The organism is Pseudomonas uvaldensis (assembly GCF_021271205.1).
GTDB classification, from domain to species: domain Bacteria; phylum Pseudomonadota; class Gammaproteobacteria; order Pseudomonadales; family Pseudomonadaceae; genus Aquipseudomonas; species Aquipseudomonas uvaldensis.
In genome coordinates, this window is sequence record NZ_JAIWKS010000001.1 from 109,872 (window position 1) to 128,903 (window position 19,032).

A 19,032-nucleotide genomic window follows, 5' to 3' on the forward strand; every position below is an offset into this window, starting at 1 on the left:
CGAAGGTCAGGCAAGGCGAAAACCGGCGAGGAAGCGCAGTTTACTGGAGTAAATGAGCATTCCGAGCCGGTTTTCAACGCAGCATGAACGAGTATCAAGGCTTTTCAGACAGAGCCTAACGGCCTGCGCAAGTGGTGCGAGGCTTAAACGTCATCAACAGCATCGCCAGCAGGATCGACACCAGGATGAATCCGGCCGCCGCGAATCCGACGCTGCCCAGGCCCAGGGTGTCGATGACCCGCCCACCGATCATCGCCCCCAGGCCAATCCCTAGGTTGGCACCCGCGATGTTCAGAGAGGCAGCGAAAGCAGGCGCCTCGGGGGCAGCCTTCATCAGGCGCACATGGCTGACCAGGAACAGGGCAGCCTGGGTCACGCCCCAGATCCCCATCGCCGCAGCCAGGCCCAGGGCTGAATGAATGCTCGGCACCAGCGCCACCATGCCGCCGATCATGAACAGGCAGAACACCATCGACGCGATCAGCGGATGCCGGTCCACCGCACGACCACCCAGCGAGTTGCCCACCAATCCCACAGCGCCGAAGCCCATTAGGCACCAACCTACCAACGTGCCATCGAACCCGGCCAGACGCTCGAGGATATCGGCCAGATAGGTGTAGGCGGTGAACATGCCACTGAACACCAGGATCGACAACAGCACGTGCCCCTGCATCAACGGGCTGCGCAGGATCTTGAACTGCGAACGCAAACTCACCTGCTGCAGGTGCAGGGCGGTCTTTGGCAAGTAGATGAACAGTAACAACGCCTTGGCAAACGCAATGACTGCCAGGATCGCAAAAGCGCTGCGCCAGCCGAACGCATCGGAAATCAGCGTGCCCACCGGAATACCGAACACCGTGGCGCAGACAATGCCGAAGCCGATCCGGGCAATGGCGCGCCCGGCATATTGTGGCCCGACAATGTCCACCGCCGTTTCACTCGCCAATGCCCAGAACACCGGCAAGCCCAGCGCCGGAATCAAACGGGCAATGGCCATGACCCAGATATCCGGGGCAACGGCCGCCAATGTGTTGGCCAGGCCGAACATCATCAGTACGCTGATGAACAGCCTGCGCCGCTCGAAACGGGCGAACCAGGCTGTCAGGAACGGCCCGAACGCTGCCACCGTAAACGCGAACAACGTCACCAGTAACCCGGCTTGGGAGATGCTGACGTCCAGGTCACGGGCGATGGAAGGCAGCAGGCCGACGATGATGAATTCCGTGGTCAGTACCGTGAAGCCGGCGGCCGACAACAGGAAAATGGGTAACAACATGCATGACTCCGGCAAAACAACGACACCAGCGTGAACCCAAGGGCCCGCTGGAGGAATAGAGAAGTGAGAGGTTCAAAGCCTAACAGAATGTACGTGGCAGACAAACGCCGATTGAAACATGGGTGGCGGATCGTCACAGGTCCGTCAGATTCTTCAGCGGGCTGTGCTAAAGTCCGCGCCCCGCAACTGTTGTACCGCTTCCGGTCCCGCTCATGTGGCCTGCCCGCTTGTCGCCCTGATCGTCGACCGTTACTCAAAAAAACAAACGGATGGTCGTTATGACTGCTTTATCCCCTTCCCTGTTGCAACGCTTGAAACGCACCAGCCTGGTGACACAGATCATCATTGGTCTGATTGCCGGTATTGCCCTGGCCTGGCTCGCGCCCGACGTGGCGAAGTCCACGGCCTTCATTGGCAAGGTCTTCGTGTCCGCTCTCAAAGCGGTGGCTCCCATCCTAGTGTTCGTGCTGGTCATGGCGTCGATCGCCAACCACAAGCACGGCCAGGAAACCCATATCCGCCCGATCCTGTTCCTGTACCTGCTGGGGACCTTTGCGGCAGCCGTGGTGGCGGTCGTGGCCAGCACACTGTTTCCGTCCAGCCTGGTGCTGTCCACCCAGGACGTCGCTGTCACTGCTCCCGGCGGCATCGGCGAAGTGTTGCAGAGCCTGCTGCTCAGCGTCGTGGACAATCCCGTCCGGGCACTGATGGAGGGCAACTTCATCGGTATCCTGGCCTGGGCCATTGGCATGGGCATCGCCATTCGCCATGCCGGCCAGACCACCCGCAACGTGCTGGAGGATCTCTCCAATGGCGTAACGGTAATCGTGCGTCTGGTAATCAGCTTCGCACCACTGGGGATCTTCGGCCTAGTGGCCTCGACCCTCGCCACCTCCGGCTTCAGTGCCCTGCTCGGCTACCTGCAACTGCTGACTGTGCTGATCGGTTGCATGTTGTTCGTCGCCCTGGTGGTCAACCCGCTCATCGTGTTCTGGAAACTGCGTCGCAACCCCTTCCCCCTGGTGTTTACCTGCCTGCGCGAGAGCGGCATCACCGCATTCTTCACCCGCAGCTCGGCGGCGAATATCCCGGTGAACCTGGAACTGAGCAAACGCCTGGGTCTGCACGAAGACACGTACTCGGTCTCGATCCCGCTGGGCGCCACCATCAACATGGCCGGCGCCGCCATCACCATTACCGTACTGACCCTGGCGGCGGTACATACCCTGGGTATCGTCGTGGACGTGCCGACTGCGGTACTGCTGAGCGTCGTCGCGGCCATTTGCGCCTGTGGCGCGTCTGGAGTGGCCGGCGGATCGCTGCTGCTGATTCCTCTGGCGTGCAGCCTGTTCGGCATTCCCAGCGAGATCGCCATGCAGGTGGTAGCCGTGGGCTTCATCATTGGCGTATTGCAGGACTCGGCGGAAACGGCGCTGAACTCGTCCACTGACGTGCTGTTCACGGCGGCGGCTTGTCTGGGTGAGGAAGAGAAGCTCGCGCGTACGGCATAAGACGCGGTCGGCTGTACGGGCCTCATCGCGAGCAGGCTCGCTCCCACATGGCTCTGGAGTGGTCTCAGGACATACATCCGCCCTGGATCTATGGGAGCGAGTCTGCTCGCGATAGCGGCGGCACATCCAGCAACGACCCAACAGGCAAAAAAAGCCCGGAACGGCCCACACCGTCCCGGGCTTTTTTACATCGGCGGGTTTAGAACGCGCCCATGTAGTCGCGCTTGCCGATTTCCACGCCGTTGTGGCGCAGCAGCGCATAAGTGGTGGTGACATGGAAGAAGAACTGCGGCAGGCCGTAGGTCAGCAGGTAGTTCTGGCCGGTGAAACGCTTTTCCTTGGGCGTGCCCGGACGGGTCACGATTTCGATGTTTTCCTTGCCGTCGATCTGCTCGGGACGAATGCTGTCGATAAAGGCGAGGACCTTGGTGAGCAAGGCTTGCAACTCGGCGAAAGTGGTTTCGCTGTCGTCATATTTCGGCACATCGATTTCGGCCAGCCGCGCGGAAACGCCTTTGGCGAAATCCACGGCGATCTGCACCTGGCGCACCAGCGGGAACATGTCTGGGTACAAGCGAGCTTGCAGGAAGGCGTTCGGGTCGATGCTTTTCGCGCTGGCGTGGGCTTCGGCCTTGTTCAGCACATCGCTCAGGGCGTTGAGCATCTGCTTGAAAACCGGGATGGAAGCGGCGTACAGGGAAATAGTCATGGCGATCTCATGCAGGTGATGGAAAAGAGGTTCATCGAACGTGGGCGATTATAGACACGGCGTTGAGCGGCTTGTCTTTTATCACGCAAGGATTACGCTAGGCGGCTTCATAGCATAGGGGACGCGCGATGGGCATCGAAGAACAAGACCAGGCTGAAGAAGCACGGCTCAACAGCACGGAAATCCGCATCCTGGGATCACTGGTTGAAAAACAGGCGACCAACCCGGAAACCTATCCCCTGACACTCAACGCCCTGGTTCTGGCCTGCAATCAGAAGACCAGCCGCGAACCGGTGATGAACCTGACGCCCGGCCAGGTTGGTCAAAGCCTGCGGGCCCTTGAAGGCCGCGGTTTTACCCGGTTGGTGATGGGCAGCCGCGCCGACCGCTGGGAACACCGGGTCGACAAGACTCTTGAACTGGTGCCGGCCCAGGTGGTCCTGATGGGGCTACTGTTCCTGCGTGGCCCTCAAACGATCAATGAGCTGCTGACCCGCAGCGGCCGGATGCACGACTTCGAAGACACCGAACAGGTGCTGCATCAACTGGAACGCCTGATCGCCCGCGGCCTGGCCCTGCTGGTGCCGCGTCAGGTCGGTCAGCGGGAAGACCGCTACGTCCATGCCCTGGGCGATCCGGCGGACATCGAGGCGATCCTCGCTGCCCGACAGCATCCGGTGGAACGCGGCACCGGCAGCGGCGTGTCGCTGGAGCGTATCGAAGAGCTCGAAGCCCGCATCGCGGCGCTGGAAGAGCGGCTGGCCCGATTGGAATAGCGCCCCTACACGGCCCGGGCGAAGGCCACGGCTTTCTCGAACTGTTCCAGGCTCGGTCGTACACCGGTGTAGAGCACGAATTGCTCCAGGGCCTGGATCGCAACGACTTCCAACCCGGTGATGACACGCTTGCCTTCAGCCCGAGCCCGCACGATCAGTGGCGTTTCCGACGGGATCGCCACGACATCGAACACCGTCTGCGCCGCCTCGATGGCGTCCGGTGCGAACGCCAGCTCGCTGGCCTCCGGGCCGCCGGTCATGCCAATGGGCGTGACATTGATCAACATCCGGGGCCGTTGTTCGCCCAGTTCGCTTTGCCACTCATAACCCAGGGACTCGGCCAGGGCGCGACCGGCGGCTTCATTGCGAGCGACGATCAGACCCTTCTTGTAGCCGCCATCACGTAGGGCGCTGGCCACAGCCTTGGCCATGCCCCCGCTGCCACGCAGTGCGAAGGTCGAGTCCTTCGGCACGGCATGGGTTTGCAGCAACTGGGCGATGGCAATGTAGTCGGTGTTATAGGCCTTCAGGTGACCGTCGGTGTTGACGATGGTGTTGATGGACTGGATCGCGGCAGCGGAAGCGTCCAGCTCATCGACCAAGGGGATACAGGCCTCTTTGAAAGGCATCGACACCCCGCACCCGCGAATGCCCAGCGCGCGGATTCCCCTGACCGCACCGGGCAGGTCCTGGCTGCTGAAAGCCTTGTAGTAAAAGTTCAGGCCCAACTGCTCGTACAGGTGATTATGAAAGCGCAGGCCGAAGTTTCCGGGACGTCCCGACAGGGACATGCATAGCTGGGTGTCTTTGTTGTGTTTGAATTGCATGCTGGTTCCTTGCGTTCACTTTCGGACAAACGGATGACCGTCTCGTTGGACCTTACACAATATTTACCCAACGGCGTTGCAGATCCTGAGAAAATCGTTGTCAGAGCAAGTATCCCGGCGACCAATCATCGGGTCTGCTACAGACCACAGTTGCCGGGGCCGAAACGAGGAACCACCATGAATCGTAAACTCCCCATCATCGCCCTGCTCATGGGGGCACTCGCGGTCACCGGCCAGGCATCCGCCCATGGTCGCGGTGGTTGGGAGGGGCCCGCAGTGTTTGGTGCAATCGTCGGCTCGGCGATTGTCGGCTCGGCGATCATCAACCGTGACCGACCGGTCTATGTGCAGCAACCGGTCTACGTGCAGCCACAACCGGTCTATGTACAACAACCTCCGCCGGTTTATTACGCGCCACCGCCGGTGTACATCGAGCGACCTGTCTACTATCGCCCGGCGCCCGTGTATTACGGGCCACCACGGGGCTATTACTATGGCCCGCCCCGTGGTCACTACGGTCGCTGGTAAGCGATCCGGAACAAAAAACAGCCTGCCGTCAGTGACCGCAGGCTGTTTTTTTATGGGGCAAGCAACCGATATCAGACATGCTCGCTGCTTTTGAGCCTTGCTGTGCCATGTTCCGCAGTCGGATGGGCAGGCTCCGCCACCACCGGAATCTCGTTGCCATCGCAGTCATGCAACTTGCCGTCGCTGAAATAGTCCCCTTCGCGCAACGCCGCCAGGTCCTGGTAGCGCAACACCCGCTCGGTGCCGGCGGCGAAGACTGACTGCTGGTCGGAATTACCGGCGGTAAGGTGGTTGAACGCCAGGTTCAATACGATCGCCATGATGGCCGAGGAACTGATCCCTGAATGGAAAATGGTGGCGAACCAGCTCGGGAAGTGATCGTAGAAGTTTGGCGCGGCGATGGGAATCATGCCAAAGCCGATGGAGGTGGCGACAATGATCAGGTTCACGTTGTTGCGGTAATCGACCTTCGACAGGGTACGAATGCCACTGGCGGCGACGGTGCCGAACAGCACGATACCGGCACCGCCCAGCACCGAGGTCGGCACTGCAGCGATCACCCGTCCCATGAACGGCAACAGCCCGAGCACCACCAGAAACAGCCCGCCGGTCGCCACCACATAGCGGCTCTTGATCCCGGTGACTGCCACCAGCCCGACGTTCTGGGCAAAGGCGCTTTGGGTGAAAGAGCCGAAAATCGGCGCGATCATGCTCGACAGCATGTCCGCCCTCAGGCCATTGCCCAGGCGCCGGGAATCGACCTTGGTGTCAATGATCTCGCCCACCGCCAGGATATCGGCGGAAGTTTCCACCAAAGTCACCATGATTACGATGCACATCGACAGAATCGCCGCGATGTGGAAGGTTGGCATGCCAAAGTGGAACGGCGTGGGGAAGCCAAACATCGGCCCTTCGTTGACGGCGGAAAAATCAGCCATGCCAAGGAACACCGCTATCACCGTACCAATCACCATGGCCAGCAGGATCGACAACCGGGAAATGGTCGCGCTGCCCATCTTGCTGAGCAACAGCACCAGCACCAGCGTGACGGCGGCCAGGCCGATGTTCGCCATGCTGCCGAAATCAGCCGCGTGACTGTTGCCGCCCATCGCCCAGCGTGCCGCCACCGGCATCAGTGTCAGGCCGATGGTGGTAATCACGATGCCTGTGACCAACGGCGGAAAGAACCGGGTGATTCGCGAAAATACCGGAGTAATCAGCAAGCCAATCAAGGATGCGGCGATCACCGCGCCCAGGATGGCCTGGAATCCGCCCTCCCCGCCGGTCCCGACGATCGCCACCATGGTCGCGACGCCGGAGAACGACACGCCTTGTACCAAGGGTAACTGGCAGCCAAAAAACGGCAGGCCCAAGGTCTGCAGCAAGGTCGCCAGCCCTCCCGCGAACAATGACGCCGCAATCAACAGACCGATGTCCGCCGACGACAGCCCGGCCGCCTGCCCGATGATCAAAGGCACGGCGACGATGCCACCGTACATGGTCAACACATGTTGCAGGCCATAAGCCATATTCGCGCCGACGCCAAGGTTTTCGTCCTCGGGCCGTGGGAGTGAAACATGGGGCGTTTTCATGATTCGGGGGTTCCCTGTTTTTTGTTATGGGCACACTGTATTCAAAACTCAGGACAAATGTCCAGATAGTTGTATACAACTTGTAAGCCGCATCATGACCAAAGGGTCATCGCATCCGCAAAAAACATCCACTCCGTTTTCAGAGAAGCCCCGCCAGTACAGGGCGCAACAGTTCTCGTGGCGGCACGCGCAGCCCGAATTCACTTTCCAGCACATCGATCAGTTCATCGGCATCGGTGATCTCCCGCCGCTCGCTCTCCTGCCCCAACCGATGCAAGGCGTAGCTGTTGCCATTGAGGGTCTTGCGCAGGCCATCACCGGTGCGGGACACCATTAATCGCCCCATGAATGGAGAGTCGGGGTGGCTACTGACATACCAATTGCCCACGATGTAGTCGATGTCTTCCTGGCGTTGCAGGTCGAACAGGTACATCGGTCGCCATTCCCCCGTCACGTTGGCCCGCAGGAGGTAGCCGTCTGGATGATCTTCAATACGGTACGGCTCGTGGGGAGTGGCCTGGATGTCGCGACTGTCCAGTAGCAAAGGGCCGGTAGGCACCATGCCGCCAAAGCCGACATCAGTGATATAGCGCACGCCATCCAGCGTCACCAGGCTGAGACGGTGGGTGCGGGCGGGCCAGGCCCCCTCGGGAGCGGTCATCACCACCCGTCCGGTGATGCCGCGGGCATCGAAGCCCAGTGCCTGCAACAACGCCAGGAATAATTGATTGAGTTCGTAACAGTAACCGCCACGTCCTTGATCGAGGATTTTTCGCTCCACCGATTCGAGATCGATAGGCACCGGCTGACGCAGCAGCGTCGAGAGTGTTTCGAAGGGGAATTCGGCCGTGTGGCGCCATTGAAGCTTGCGCAAGGTGTCGAGGGTCGGCGCCGGGGGCGCGTCGAAGCCCAGGCGTTTGAGATAACGGCCCGTATCGCTCAGTCGTGGGGTGTCCATGAGGGTGTCCTTTCCTGGTCCAGCGCAGGCCTACAGTAAGCCAGCTGCTGTCGGCAGCAGGTATAAGGCATTGTTCCGGCGACGACAATAACCCGTTCAGCGCCGCTTGCGCGAAGCCAGCCGGATCCAGGTAGGCGCATGATCGCTGGGATGAGGCTGGTTCCTGACCCAGGCGTCCACGCCCGCCTCGCTCAAATAAGGGCTCGCCGCCGGGTTGAGCAGCAGGTGATCGATACGCAGCCCCGAATTTTTCTGCCAATGCTGACGGAAATAGTCCCAGAAGGTGTAGATCCGCTCCTGCGGATACAGATGACGCAACGCATCCGTCCATCCCTGATCGAGCAGCCGTTGATAGCACTCGCGGCTTTCGGGCTGCAACAGCGCATCCTTGAGCCAGGAGCGCGGGTTGTAAATGTCCATGTCGGTGGGCACCACATTGTAATCACCGGCGAGTACCACCGGATGTTCGCTGGCCTGTAAATCTTGGGCGTAGTCGATCAGCCGTTCGAACCATGCCAGCTTGTAGTCGAACTTCGGGCCCGGCTGCGGGTTGCCGTTGGGCAGGTAGAGGCACCCCACCAGGACGCCATGCACAGCGGCCTCCAGATAACGGCTGTGACTGTCGTCATCTGCGCCGGGCAAGCCACGACGGCTCTCCAGCGGCTGCGCATCACGGGCCAGGATCGCGACGCCATTCCACGACGCCTGGCCATGCCAGATCGATCCGTACCCCACCGACTCCAGCTCCGCCGCCGGGAAATCCTTGTCGGCTGCCTTGAGCTCCTGCAGACAGACAATGTCTGGGCCCTCCCGCTCCAGCCATTCCAGCAGGTTGGGCAACCGGGCCCGGATGCCGTTGATATTAAAGGTCGCGATACGCAGATTTTTCATGGGCCGGAACTCGAAATGCCAGGACACTCACCTGTGACCGATAAAAAACCGCAGTGGTTGCAACGGCTTTCAGGAGCTCGATGAAGGTCGATCGCTATCCAGCAGGCGCGCGAACGCGGCCTTATCGATTGGACGACTGAGGAAATAACCCTGAACCTCATGGCATTGGTCCGATCCCAGCGAACCGAGCTGGGCCAGGGTTTCCACCCCTTCGGCCGTGACGGTCAGGCCCATCGCCTTGCCCAGATTGATGATCGCCTGCACCACCGCCCGATCGTTGCTGCTGTTGCTCATGGATGCAATGAAGCGCTTGTCGATCTTGATGCCGTCGAACGGATAAGTTCGCAGGTAACCGAGCGACGAATAACCGGTGCCGAAATCGTCCATGTTCAAACGTACGCCCAGTTCCTTCAGGGCGTTCATGACCTGGAGGGCTCCGTCCACATCGTTGAGCATCACGTTCTCGGTAATTTCGAGTTCCAGGCGACTGGCCGGGAAATGGGTTTCGATCAGCACCTGGCGCACGTCCTCGACGACGTTGCTGCGCTCGAATTGCGCGGGCGAGAGATTGACCGAGACCATCAGATCCCCCGGCCAGGTCAGCGCGGTTTCGCAAGCCTCGCGCAGCACCCAGCGCGAAAGCGGAACGATGAGGTCGGTTTGTTCGGCCAAGGGAATGAAGGCATCCGGGCCCAGCAAGCCCTGGGTCGGATGCTGCCAACGCACCAGCGACTCGACGGCAACGATTTCGCGACCATCGACCTTGTAGCGAGGCTGGAAATGCAGGACGAATTCGTTTTTCTTGAGAGCCTGGCGCAGATCGCTTTCCAACTGGCGTCGGTGCTGGATCTGATCGTTCATTTGTGGCGCAAAGTAGCACCAGGTTTTCTTGCCCTCGGACTTTGCCTGATACATGGCAATGTCAGCGCAACGGATCAATTCTCCGGGAATATAGCCTTGGCGACGGCTCACCGCGATGCCGATGCTGGCGCCGATGTGCAGGGCGTGGGTCTCGTAGTGGATCGGTTGCTGCAAGCTGTTGATCAGTCGCTCGCAGAATCGGTCGATCTCGGTGGTGTTTTCCATTCCGCTGAGCACCACGACGAACTCATCGCCTCCCAACCGTGCCACCAGGTCCTGGTCACGGGTGCTGTCGCGCAGCCGTTGCGCCACCTCCAGCAGCACCGCATCGCCCGCCGGGTGGCCGAGGGAGTCGTTGATCGGCTTGAAATTGTCCAGGTCCACCACCAGCAGGGTCAAGGGTGCGGAATGCTCCTTGGCGAGCAGCGCATCATCCAGGTACCGCGCCAGTTTGTTGCGGTTCGGCAGGCCGGTCAGCGCATCGTGCAATGACAAATGCTGGACCTGGGCATGAGCTGCCACCTCATCGGTGATGTCGCTGGCAGTACCTCGATACCCTGCCGTCTCTCCCTTGTCCAGGATCGGTCGCGCCGATACCCGACAAAAGCGCAATTGCCCGGAATGGTCGCGGTAGGAGCAACGCAGGTTGCTGACGTTATGTTCCTCCGTCAGATTGCTCAGCCATAGGGCAATCGGTGTCGTGTCGCAGAACAACAGCTGTTCGATGTCTTGCCCCAGCCACTGCCGGTCGGAAAACCCCGTGACCGCATTGAAGCGTCCCGATAAGTAAGTGATGCGGCGCTGGCTGTCGATCTCCCAAATCCAATCGGATGCCGCCTCGGCCACAGCGCGGAAACGTTCTTCACTGGCTTCCAGAGCCCGGGTCGACTTTTCCAGGCTGTCATGGCTGGCATCCACATGCCGGGCCGCGCGCATGGCATAGCGGAAAAACCAGGCGGTAAGCAGCGCCAGGATCAACAGTGCCCCACCCAGCGGCGGGATCAGGGACCAGAGCAATTGCCGGCCCGGCCGTTCGAGCCGGGACACCAGGCTGTAGCCGGTACTGTCCAGCGGCACCGCCGGCTGGCCTGGTTCAAGTGCCGTGTCCTGTTTGAGATTCAGATCGATGAGGCCATAGCTCTTGCCCAGTTTGCGCAGCTTGACGGGCGTCAGTTGATCGACAAATAACAGGATCGACGCTCCCCTGGGATCGATCCGTGGACGCTCGTCGTTGGGCACGATCACCGCCGCGGTGACGATGGCTGGCCAGCCTTCGAACAAGGTATAGCGGATCTGGGGCATGGTCAGGTCGGCTTGCCCCTGGAGCTGTTCCACCAGCTCCTTCAATGGCATTTCCATGTAAGCCGACACGTCGGCCTGGAGAGGCTGCCCTCGTATCAAGGCGTACTTGGTGCGCTCGCGATCAATGACGAACACGCCTTCGTATTCGTCATTGGTAAACAGTGTCCTGCCCATGTTCTGGTCGGCGTAGGCCCATTGCACATCCACCTCGCCATTGAGATGTTCATAGGCTGTGGTCCAAAAGGCATAGCTGGTGATGTAGTTTTTGGAGGCGGTGATGCGGTTCTGGACGGCGCGCTCGGTGTAGAAGTGTGTTTTGCGCACATCCTCGGTGTCCAGATCGCCCGCGATCTCGAATAACGCCGCTGCCGTCAGCAGCACGCCGAGGACAAACAGTCCTGCCACCGCGGCCACCAGGCGACGGGTAATGGGGGTATGGCGCGTGGTGTTTGAAAGCGTATCGGCAGAAGTGTCCATTCATCTGTTCCTGGGCTTCGACGCTTGCTTCGATGTGCAGTTGACCGTTGCCCGCCGTCGATGACTCCCACGAACTCAACGATCGGAGCGCTCCAGCACATCTCGCCCGTCTTCCGTCGGCCACACCGCCACGCGATTGCGACCGCTGTGCTTGGCCTGGTAAAGGGCGGCATCCGCCCTCTGGATGAAGACCTCGGTGCTGTCGAGGCTGCTCGGCACAAAAGCATAGCAGCCCAGGCTCACCGTCAGGTAACCGGTCGGGGAACCAGCGTGTGTGATGTGCTTTTCGATCAGGTTGCTGCGGATTTGCTCGGCCAGCGTCACGGCGCCCTGCAGGTTGGTATCGGGAAGCAATACCGCGAACTCCTCTCCACCGTAGCGCACCGCCAGGTCCGCCTTGCGATGACAGCAACCCTTGAGCACTTGCGCCACCTCCGCCAGGCAATGATCCCCGGCCACGTGCCCATAGGTATCGTTGTAACGTTTGAAGAAGTCGATATCGAGCAAAATCAGGCTGAGCGAACTGCGCTGGCGGGCGCCCCGGCCGAACTCGATGTCCAGGGCCCGCTCGAACAACCGCCGATTCGCCAGCCCCGTCAAGCTGTCGTGAGTAGCGATCAATCGCAAGGTTTCCTGGGCCTTGCGCAGATCGGCCTCAATCCGCTCGCTGTTACGCACCTGTCGTACGAAGACCCAACCGAACAGACAAATGCCGATCACCACCAGGGCCACGATCAGAGTGGATTGAAAGGCCTTGGCATACCAGCCCGCCAGGATCGACTGCTTGGACATCGCCACGGAGACCATCAACGGATAGGCCTGCAAATGTTGATGATCGTATAGCCGGACGACACCGTCGGTGGTGGAGCGGATCATCGCCCGGTGAGGCTCCTTTTCCTGCGGGTCATGCCGAAAAAGACGTTCCTGGGCCAGGAAACGGCCGATCATCGCCTCATCGAATGGCCGGCGGGCCAACAGCGTTCCATCGGACAAGGTGAGGACCATCTCGCCCTTGTCGTCGAGGTTGAAACTTTTGAAGAATCTATCGAAGTACGACATCTTGATCCCAGCCATCAGCACGCCCTGGAAGTTGCCGTCCTGATCATTCAGGCGTCGGGATATGGGGATGATCCAATCGCCATTTTGCCGGCTGCGGATCGCCGGCCCGATATGGGCGATCAGGGAGGCATTCTGCTGATGGAAGGTGAAGTATTCCCGGTCCGCCACACCGTTTCCCCTCTTCAGATGATCGAAGGAGGTAACGACCCAGTGTCCGTGCTTGTCGAACAGAAACAGGCCATGCAACTGTTCCAGCGATAGCGCGCGCCGGGCAAAGACTTTCTGCAGACGCGGTTGCGTCGCCGGTCCGAATCCCTCGGCCTGGATCCAGTCCGTCAGGCTGTCCAACACCAGGTCGGCCTGCCGAAACGTATCCTGGGCCTGCTGGGCCATGGCCCAGGTCAGGTTGGCCGAGGCGATGCTTGCCGCTTCGAGGTCGTGCCGACGAGACTGCTCCAGTTGCAGGTACAGCAAACCGCACAGGCACAAGCAGACGGCCGCGATAAAGGCCACCGCTGCCTTTAGCAGCGGCAGACGCTTCAGGGCACCGCCAGGAGCATGGAGCGGATCATGGATGGGGATTGGCAAGCGAAGTCCTGGGGAGGGCAAAAACATGAGCAAATCGCTCAAAGCCCTCAATATCCGTGAGCTTAGCCTACCGCTTGTAGGGCGGCAATTTGCCGTCGTGACGAAGACGATGGATGGCCTGATTGGATCCAAACCAGACCCCGCGTCGACACGCAGCCCCCGCGGGAATCACCGTACCGGCGGTACGCGGATCTCCCCTGCCCGACATTGCGTCCTGACACCCTTGCCGCATGCGCTGAAACTCAGGTCCTTGTCCATGCACACCCGCACTTCCGACAATTGCGGGCCACTGCAAATAACGGCGATTCCTTTATCCGGGATACCTGGATTGCTCTGTCGAAACAACCGGGCAATCTCCTCGGCTTCAAAATAATAGGAGGAATTGAGTGGCTGCAATTGCGGTGGAATCTTCACCGCATCGAGTGCCTTGTCGGAGGCTTGCAGATAGCCCATGGCGCCCAGACCACTGCACGTGCCGTGCTTGGACCATTCATGCTCCAGCAGCTTTGGCGTAGGGAACAGTGTCAGTCCCTTTGCCCGCTCGGCGGCCGTCAACGACACCCTCGGCTCGCAGGATTGCGGCCATCCCCCCTTGGCATATTGCGGCCAGAGACCGTGGAGCACGAAGCCGTAGCCTTTGCCGGAGCATTGCGTATCGTTTTGGTGAGTCAGGCAGAAGGTCGGTGACCAGGACAACGACAGGACGTAGTAATCGAATACGCCCGCGACGGATTCCGCCCGTGCGTTGCGCGACTCACGGGCATTGCCCGTACCGATGAAACCTGACGTGAGCGCAAGTAATACAACAATCATTAAACGGTGTTTCATTGACCCACTCCTTGGGCTGCGTTGGAAATAACCATGACGACGTTCCGGGCGGTGATTGTTCCAGGGCTGTGTTTCAACCCCATGAAGGGACGTGTTATTTACAGGTAAACCTCGCCTGGGGCTATCCAAATTGCGTTACGCCCCATAACGTAGTTCGTCCTTGGCCCTCAGGCATCCCAACGCCCATGAATAAACTGCCTAACCCCGTCGATGGTCCCTCGGCTGTCAGCCTGCGCGAAGCTTTCCGGTTCTGGCTCAAGCTGGGCTTTATCAGTTTTGGTGGGCCGGCGGGGCAGATTTCGATCATGCATCAGGAACTGGTGGAACGTCGGCGCTGGATTTCCGAGCGGCGTTTCCTGCATGCCCTGAATTACTGCATGCTGCTGCCGGGACCCGAGGCGCAACAATTGGCGACCTATCTGGGTTGGCTGATGCACCGCGGCTGGGGTGGGGTCATCGCCGGGGCGCTGTTCGTGTTGCCTTCGCTGTTCATCCTCATCACCTTGTCCTGGTTGTATGTCGCCTTTGGCGAAGTCCCGGTGGTGGCGGGAATCTTCTACGGCATCAAGCCGGCCGTGACGGCGATCGTGGTGCATGCTGCCCACCGCATAGGCTCCCGCGCGCTCAAGAACAATTGGCTGTGGGCAATCGCCGCGGCGTCGTTTACCGCCATATTCGCGTTCAATCTGCCCTTCCCGCTGATTGTTCTGAGTGCCGCTGTGATCGGTTACCTGGGTGGTCGCTGGGTCCCGGAAAAATTCAGCCTGGGCGGTCACGACACGAGCCATCGCTCCTATGGCCCGGCCTTGATCGACGACGACACTCCGACCCCGGACCATGCACGGTTCAGCGCCCTCAGGCTCATTCGCCTGGCGGTCATCGGCGCCCTGCTGTGGGCGTTACCGATGGGCCTGCTGACCGTGGCGTTCGGCTGGGAAGGCACGTTTACACAAATGGCCTGGTTCTTCACCAAGGCCGCGCTGCTGACCTTCGGCGGCGCCTACGCGGTTTTGCCCTATGTGTATCAGGGCGCTGTCGCACACTTCGGCTGGCTGACGCCGACCCAGATGATCGACGGCCTGGCGCTCGGGGAAACCACGCCCGGCCCGTTGATCATGGTGGTGGCGTTCGTCGGTTTCGTCGGTGGATACGTGATGCAGGTGTTTGGCCCCGAGCAGGCTTTCCTCGCCGGCGCCGTCGCGGCCACCCTGGTGACCTGGTTCACCTTCCTGCCTTCCTTCCTGTTCATCCTGGCCGGAGGTCCGCTGGTAGAGTCGACTCACAACGCGTTGAAATTCACCGCACCGCTGACGGCCATTACCGCGGCCGTGGTCGGCGTGATCCTTAACCTCGCCTGTTTCTTCGGTTATCACGTACTGTGGCCCAATGGATTTGCGGGGGCACTGGATTGGCCATCGGCAGTCATCGCCCTGGCGGCGGCCGTTGCCCTGTTTCGCTACAAGCGTGGGGTGATCCAGGTGTTGGTGGCGTGCGGGTTGGCCGGGATGGCGGTGCATCTGTTGCGCTAGGCCCTACAGACGAGCTGGGGCCGCCACCAATAAAATTGAACACCCTATCCTACCTGCAACCTAATCAGGTTCATGGCCCTGCCACGCCCTCGCGCAAAACGGCAAGGGCCCGAACCAGAACAGCAATGGCGCAACCGGACGAGCAACGCTGCGCACGGTTCCATTGCCTGGCGCAGGTGAACGACCCATGGATTCAAACGCCCTCCCGTTCTTTACCGACACCCAACTGCTGGGAATCTCCGTTGCCAACTGGCTGCTCGCCTTCGGGGTGATGACGGCGAGTTTCATCATCGCCAGGGCAGGCGTCGGCTTTCTGCTCAGAAACGTGCGGACCCGGGCGCAAAAGCCCAACGCCCACGTCAGTCACATTGCCGTCGAGGTGCTGTCCAGCACCAGTAACACCTTGTTGCTGCTGGCTTCGATACTCATCGGGGTCGGCGTCCTGGACCTGCCGGAGCGTTGGCTGGGCCGGGTCAGCAGCCTTTGGTTCGTGGTGGCGGCCCTACAGGTGGGGCTGTGGGCGAACCGCGCCATTGCGCTCACTCTGCTGCACTATTTCGCCCGCCACAGTCACAGCGAAATTCATCAGAAAAGTGCCTTGGCAACCCTGAGCCTGTGGGGCGCGAAAGTGTTTCTCTGGGCCGTGGTGCTGCTGGCCATGCTCTCCAACCTGGGCGTGAACATCACCGCGTTCGTCGCCAGCCTCGGGGTCGGCGGTATCGCGGTAGCGCTCGCCGTGCAAAACATCCTCGGCGACCTGTTCGCCTCGCTGTCGATTGCCGTGGACAAACCGTTCGAAGTCGGTGACTTCATCGTCGTCGGCACGCTGGCCGGCACCGTCGAGCATGTTGGCCTTAAAACCACCCGGATCCGCAGCCTGAGCGGCGAGCAGATCGTGATGGCCAACGCACAGATGATCAATGTCACCATCCAGAACTACAAAAGGCTTCAGGAACGACGCATCGTCTTCGAATTCGCCCTGCCCCACGACTGCTCCATCGACCAGATCAAGCAAGTGCCGGCCATTGTGGAACGCATCATCAAGGCACAGGACAAAACCCGCTTCGACCGCTCTCACTTCCGCGGTTTTGGCGAAAGCGCACTGGAATTCGAAACGGTGTACATCGTGCTGGACCCCAGCTACAACGTCTACATGGACGTCCAGCAGGCGATCAACCTGGGCATGATGGAAGCCTTTGCCAAGATCGGCGTACGGTTTGCTCTGCCGGCGCGGACGGTGCATGTGGCTTCGTTGCCGGAGGTGTCCGAGCGACTGCCTGGGAAAAACACCGACAGGACATCCATGCGAGATGAACCTTCCTATCAGGCGCAACATTGATCTTGTCGGGCTCTCCATGATCCAGCGCAACGCGAGTTCAATCACTCATCAGCTAAGCTCACCCCATCACCACGACAGGGAATCGACATGAGCAAGGCAGACGAGCTAGCGGCCAAACTGAGGCAGACCCAGAGAACCCGCGCCGACACCGACACCTGCGCCGACCTGGCCATCGAGCACTGGCCCGCCCAGGTCTATGAGCTGTATCGCCAGATCGAAACCTGGCTGGCGCCGGTCTGCGAGGCCGGGCTGCATATCCGGCGCAACCCCACCCATGTGTTCGAAAGTCATCCCAACGGTTCGACCTACAACTACGCCATCGACCAACTGGTGATGGAAGGCAACCGACGTCGTATCGAACTCGACCCGATCGCCCGCTTTTCCAGCCGAGGCGAAGGTTGTATCGAGGTGCATATGAAGGGACAGGCTCGCTGCATCCTGCGAACCATCGGCGAGCATGGCGAATCGCTTTGGCACATGCAGATGACCCAGGCGACGGGGCAACTGCGCCCCGAGCCCGTGGCGCTGGACGAAGACACCCTGCTCGCATTGGTAGAGGAAGGCTTGGGGCTTTAACGCACGAGGCGATCCGTCGAGGCCGCCTGCGTGGCGCCGACCACCGAGTCGAGCGGTTGTTCCATCTCTGGCGGCCTCAGATCCAACGCTCTCCGCCCCACCAGCAGGCTCAAGGCATTGTCGATTTCATCGGCAGCGCCTTGTGCGTGCTGGGCATGTGCCCAGCCCCAGTAGCGTTCAGACATCAAACCGCCAATTGCTTCGGCGCACAGCTTGTCGCTGCCAATACCCAACTTTCCGGCAGCGGCGATAACGGCCATGAGGGCTTGTTCCAGCTGGGCAATACGTTCGGTAGACACAACAGACAGCCTGAAGGTAGGGAGCCTGAGCTTAGCAAGATATCAATAGGCCACCAACCATAGGCGCTGAACGGTCGCTTCAGCCCCCTTGTTAACCCGTGTCAGGTCGTCTCCTTCGACGGTCAGGGCCCTGGCCTGGCCTGGTCATTGAAGTCGAACGCAGCTCTGGAAGACGTTGTAGGGAGGCTTCAATGGGTTAGTCGACTATCGAGGCCCTCAGGACTTATCCCGGTAATACTCAGCCATGTAATCCACGAACACCCGGACCTTGGCCGGCAGGTTCCGGGCATGAGGGTACAGCGCATAGTAATGCCTCGAACCCAGGGTGTAGTCGGGCAGGATCCGGACGAGTCTTCCAGCCAGCAAGTCATCCTGCACCGTCGCCAGGGTAAACGCGGCAATGCCTCCGCCCGCCAAAGCGCAGGCGTGCAAGGCCGTGATGGTGTCGGTGTTGAATGAGCTGGCGCAATCCCAGGCCATCGACCCTCCTTCCTCACTGACCATCGTCCATTGGGTGGCCGATGCGTAAGTCAGGAGCCGATGCTCGTTGAGTTCAGCGACCTTTCGAGGCAGACCGTGTTTGAACACATAGGCCGGCGATGCAACCAACACCATCGCAGACACGCTGAGCAAGCGGGCCACCAGGCTGCTGTCGGCCAGCGGCCCGCAGATCCGTAAAGCCACGTCGACTCCCTCGGCCACCAGATCGACAAGCGGATCCGAGCAGGACAGGTCAACCTGGATGTCCGGATAACGCTGCTGGAAAGCCGGCAACCAGCGGGCCAGTTCCAGCGTGCCGATCACCAGCGGAGCGCTGATGCGAAGCAGTCCTGAAGGACGTTCCTGCTCCTGTGTAGCAACGCGGGACGCGGCCTCGACCCGGTCCAGGATATCCACGCATGCGGTGTAGTACCGTTCCCCGGCAGCGGTAAGACTCATGCGCCGGGTATTGCGATTGATCAGGCGCACGCCCAGCGCGGATTCCAATTGCTGCAACTGGCGCGACACCGAGGAATGCGTGGTGTCCAGCCGCTGGGCCGCCGCAGAAAACCCCCGGGCCTCCACAATGCAGCGGAAAACGCGCATGGCGAGCATCTGATTCATGG

17 protein-coding genes are annotated in these 19,032 nt (G+C 60.5%); 6 read left to right on the forward strand and 11 right to left on the reverse strand.

The window, feature by feature from the left end:
• Positions 1-115: 115 nt before the first annotated feature.
• Positions 116-1,276 carry an MFS transporter gene (locus LCU97_RS00545; RefSeq protein ID WP_232775296.1) on the reverse strand — a complete coding sequence of 387 codons (1,161 nt, stop codon included), beginning with the start codon at positions 1,274-1,276 and terminating at the stop codon, positions 116-118.
• A 278-nt stretch (positions 1,277-1,554) separates the two neighbouring features.
• Here LCU97_RS00545 and sstT point away from each other — a divergent pair, with 278 nt between their 5' ends.
• Positions 1,555-2,787 (forward strand): serine/threonine transporter SstT, encoded by a 1,233-nt coding sequence (gene sstT / locus LCU97_RS00550; protein ID WP_053158540.1) that lies wholly within the window; start codon positions 1,555-1,557, stop codon positions 2,785-2,787.
• Between the two features lie 199 nt (positions 2,788-2,986).
• On the opposite strand, the gene LCU97_RS00555 is transcribed toward sstT, so the two are convergent.
• Positions 2,987-3,496, reverse strand: a complete 510-nt coding sequence (locus tag LCU97_RS00555; protein ID WP_232775297.1) for a DUF1993 domain-containing protein — start codon at positions 3,494-3,496, stop codon at positions 2,987-2,989.
• A 128-nt stretch (positions 3,497-3,624) separates the two neighbouring features.
• On the opposite strand from LCU97_RS00555, the gene LCU97_RS00560 reads away from it, so the two are divergent.
• Complete coding sequence (locus LCU97_RS00560; RefSeq protein WP_232775298.1) at positions 3,625-4,272, forward strand: YceH family protein; 648 nt, start codon at positions 3,625-3,627, stop codon at positions 4,270-4,272.
• Positions 4,273-4,277: 5 nt separating this feature from the next.
• On the opposite strand, the gene LCU97_RS00565 is transcribed toward LCU97_RS00560, so the two are convergent.
• Complete coding sequence (locus tag LCU97_RS00565) at positions 4,278-5,099, reverse strand: shikimate 5-dehydrogenase (RefSeq protein ID WP_053158550.1); 822 nt, start codon at positions 5,097-5,099, stop codon at positions 4,278-4,280.
• Between the two features lie 177 nt (positions 5,100-5,276).
• On the opposite strand from LCU97_RS00565, the gene LCU97_RS00570 reads away from it, so the two are divergent.
• Positions 5,277-5,627 (forward strand): hypothetical protein, encoded by a 351-nt coding sequence (locus LCU97_RS00570; RefSeq protein WP_053158553.1) that lies wholly within the window; start codon positions 5,277-5,279, stop codon positions 5,625-5,627.
• Between the two features lie 71 nt (positions 5,628-5,698).
• Here LCU97_RS00570 and LCU97_RS00575 read toward each other — a convergent pair whose 3' ends face one another.
• The 6 genes from LCU97_RS00575 to LCU97_RS00600 all read right to left on the reverse strand — a co-directional run bounded on the left by LCU97_RS00575 (position 5,699) and on the right by LCU97_RS00600 (position 14,183).
• On the reverse strand, positions 5,699-7,219 hold the full coding sequence (locus LCU97_RS00575; RefSeq protein WP_053158556.1) for a nucleobase:cation symporter-2 family protein: 1,521 nt from the start codon (positions 7,217-7,219) through the stop codon (positions 5,699-5,701).
• A 139-nt stretch (positions 7,220-7,358) separates the two neighbouring features.
• Positions 7,359-8,177 (reverse strand): arylamine N-acetyltransferase family protein, encoded by an 819-nt coding sequence (locus tag LCU97_RS00580; protein ID WP_053158559.1) that lies wholly within the window; start codon positions 8,175-8,177, stop codon positions 7,359-7,361.
• A gap of 96 nt (positions 8,178-8,273) precedes the next feature.
• Positions 8,274-9,068 (reverse strand): exodeoxyribonuclease III, encoded by a 795-nt coding sequence (gene xth, locus LCU97_RS00585; RefSeq protein WP_053158562.1) that lies wholly within the window; start codon positions 9,066-9,068, stop codon positions 8,274-8,276.
• Positions 9,069-9,137: 69 nt separating this feature from the next.
• A complete protein-coding gene (locus LCU97_RS00590) occupies positions 9,138-11,708 on the reverse strand; it encodes a bifunctional diguanylate cyclase/phosphodiesterase (protein ID WP_232775299.1) in 2,571 nt (856 codons plus the stop codon).
• A gap of 75 nt (positions 11,709-11,783) precedes the next feature.
• A complete protein-coding gene (locus tag LCU97_RS00595; protein ID WP_053158568.1) occupies positions 11,784-13,355 on the reverse strand; it encodes a sensor domain-containing diguanylate cyclase in 1,572 nt (523 codons plus the stop codon).
• Positions 13,356-13,523: 168 nt separating this feature from the next.
• Entirely contained in the window at positions 13,524-14,183 is a 660-nt protein-coding gene (locus LCU97_RS00600) for a ribonuclease T2 family protein (RefSeq protein ID WP_053158571.1), read from the reverse strand.
• Positions 14,184-14,368: 185 nt separating this feature from the next.
• Between LCU97_RS00600 and chrA the strand changes: the two genes are divergently transcribed.
• The 3 genes from chrA to LCU97_RS00615 all read left to right on the forward strand — a co-directional run bounded on the left by chrA (position 14,369) and on the right by LCU97_RS00615 (position 17,627).
• Entirely contained in the window at positions 14,369-15,712 is a 1,344-nt protein-coding gene (gene chrA, locus LCU97_RS00605; protein ID WP_232775300.1) for a chromate efflux transporter, read from the forward strand.
• 187 nt (positions 15,713-15,899) lie between these two features.
• Positions 15,900-17,051: a mechanosensitive ion channel family protein gene (locus tag LCU97_RS00610; RefSeq protein ID WP_232775301.1), complete on the forward strand. Its 1,152-nt coding sequence runs from the start codon at positions 15,900-15,902 to the stop codon at positions 17,049-17,051.
• Positions 17,052-17,138: 87 nt separating this feature from the next.
• Positions 17,139-17,627, forward strand: a complete 489-nt coding sequence (locus LCU97_RS00615) for a hypothetical protein (RefSeq protein ID WP_232775302.1) — start codon at positions 17,139-17,141, stop codon at positions 17,625-17,627.
• On the opposite strand, the gene LCU97_RS00620 is transcribed toward LCU97_RS00615, so the two are convergent.
• Both LCU97_RS00620 and LCU97_RS00625 read right to left on the reverse strand, forming a co-directional pair.
• Positions 17,624-17,887 (reverse strand): hypothetical protein, encoded by a 264-nt coding sequence (locus tag LCU97_RS00620; protein WP_232775303.1) that lies wholly within the window; start codon positions 17,885-17,887, stop codon positions 17,624-17,626. The genes LCU97_RS00615 and LCU97_RS00620 overlap by 4 nt on opposite strands.
• A 255-nt stretch (positions 17,888-18,142) precedes the next feature.
• Positions 18,143-19,030, reverse strand: coding sequence for a LysR family transcriptional regulator (locus LCU97_RS00625; protein WP_053158586.1), 888 nt, complete (start codon positions 19,028-19,030; stop codon positions 18,143-18,145).
• Positions 19,031-19,032 lie beyond the last annotated feature (2 nt).

Coding starts and splice junctions, on each gene's coding strand:
- LCU97_RS00620 (WP_232775303.1), bottom strand. CDS start 17,887: ATGGCCGTTATCGCCGCTGCCGGAAAGTTGGGTATTGGCAGCGACAAG.
- LCU97_RS00575 (WP_053158556.1), bottom strand. CDS start 7,219: ATGAAAACGCCCCATGTTTCACTCCCACGGCCCGAGGACGAAAACCTT.
- chrA (WP_232775300.1), top strand. CDS start 14,369: ATGAATAAACTGCCTAACCCCGTCGATGGTCCCTCGGCTGTCAGCCTG.
- sstT (WP_053158540.1), top strand. CDS start 1,555: ATGACTGCTTTATCCCCTTCCCTGTTGCAACGCTTGAAACGCACCAGC.
- LCU97_RS00570 (WP_053158553.1), top strand. CDS start 5,277: ATGAATCGTAAACTCCCCATCATCGCCCTGCTCATGGGGGCACTCGCG.
- LCU97_RS00565 (WP_053158550.1), bottom strand. CDS start 5,099: ATGCAATTCAAACACAACAAAGACACCCAGCTATGCATGTCCCTGTCG.
- LCU97_RS00600 (WP_053158571.1), bottom strand. CDS start 14,183: ATGAAACACCGTTTAATGATTGTTGTATTACTTGCGCTCACGTCAGGT.
- LCU97_RS00590 (WP_232775299.1), bottom strand. CDS start 11,708: ATGGACACTTCTGCCGATACGCTTTCAAACACCACGCGCCATACCCCC.
- LCU97_RS00555 (WP_232775297.1), bottom strand. CDS start 3,496: ATGACTATTTCCCTGTACGCCGCTTCCATCCCGGTTTTCAAGCAGATG.
- LCU97_RS00615 (WP_232775302.1), top strand. CDS start 17,139: ATGAGCAAGGCAGACGAGCTAGCGGCCAAACTGAGGCAGACCCAGAGA.
- LCU97_RS00580 (WP_053158559.1), bottom strand. CDS start 8,177: ATGGACACCCCACGACTGAGCGATACGGGCCGTTATCTCAAACGCCTG.
- LCU97_RS00610 (WP_232775301.1), top strand. CDS start 15,900: ATGGATTCAAACGCCCTCCCGTTCTTTACCGACACCCAACTGCTGGGA.
- LCU97_RS00560 (WP_232775298.1), top strand. CDS start 3,625: ATGGGCATCGAAGAACAAGACCAGGCTGAAGAAGCACGGCTCAACAGC.
- LCU97_RS00625 (WP_053158586.1), bottom strand. CDS start 19,030: ATGAATCAGATGCTCGCCATGCGCGTTTTCCGCTGCATTGTGGAGGCC.
- xth (WP_053158562.1), bottom strand. CDS start 9,068: ATGAAAAATCTGCGTATCGCGACCTTTAATATCAACGGCATCCGGGCC.
- LCU97_RS00545 (WP_232775296.1), bottom strand. CDS start 1,276: ATGTTGTTACCCATTTTCCTGTTGTCGGCCGCCGGCTTCACGGTACTG.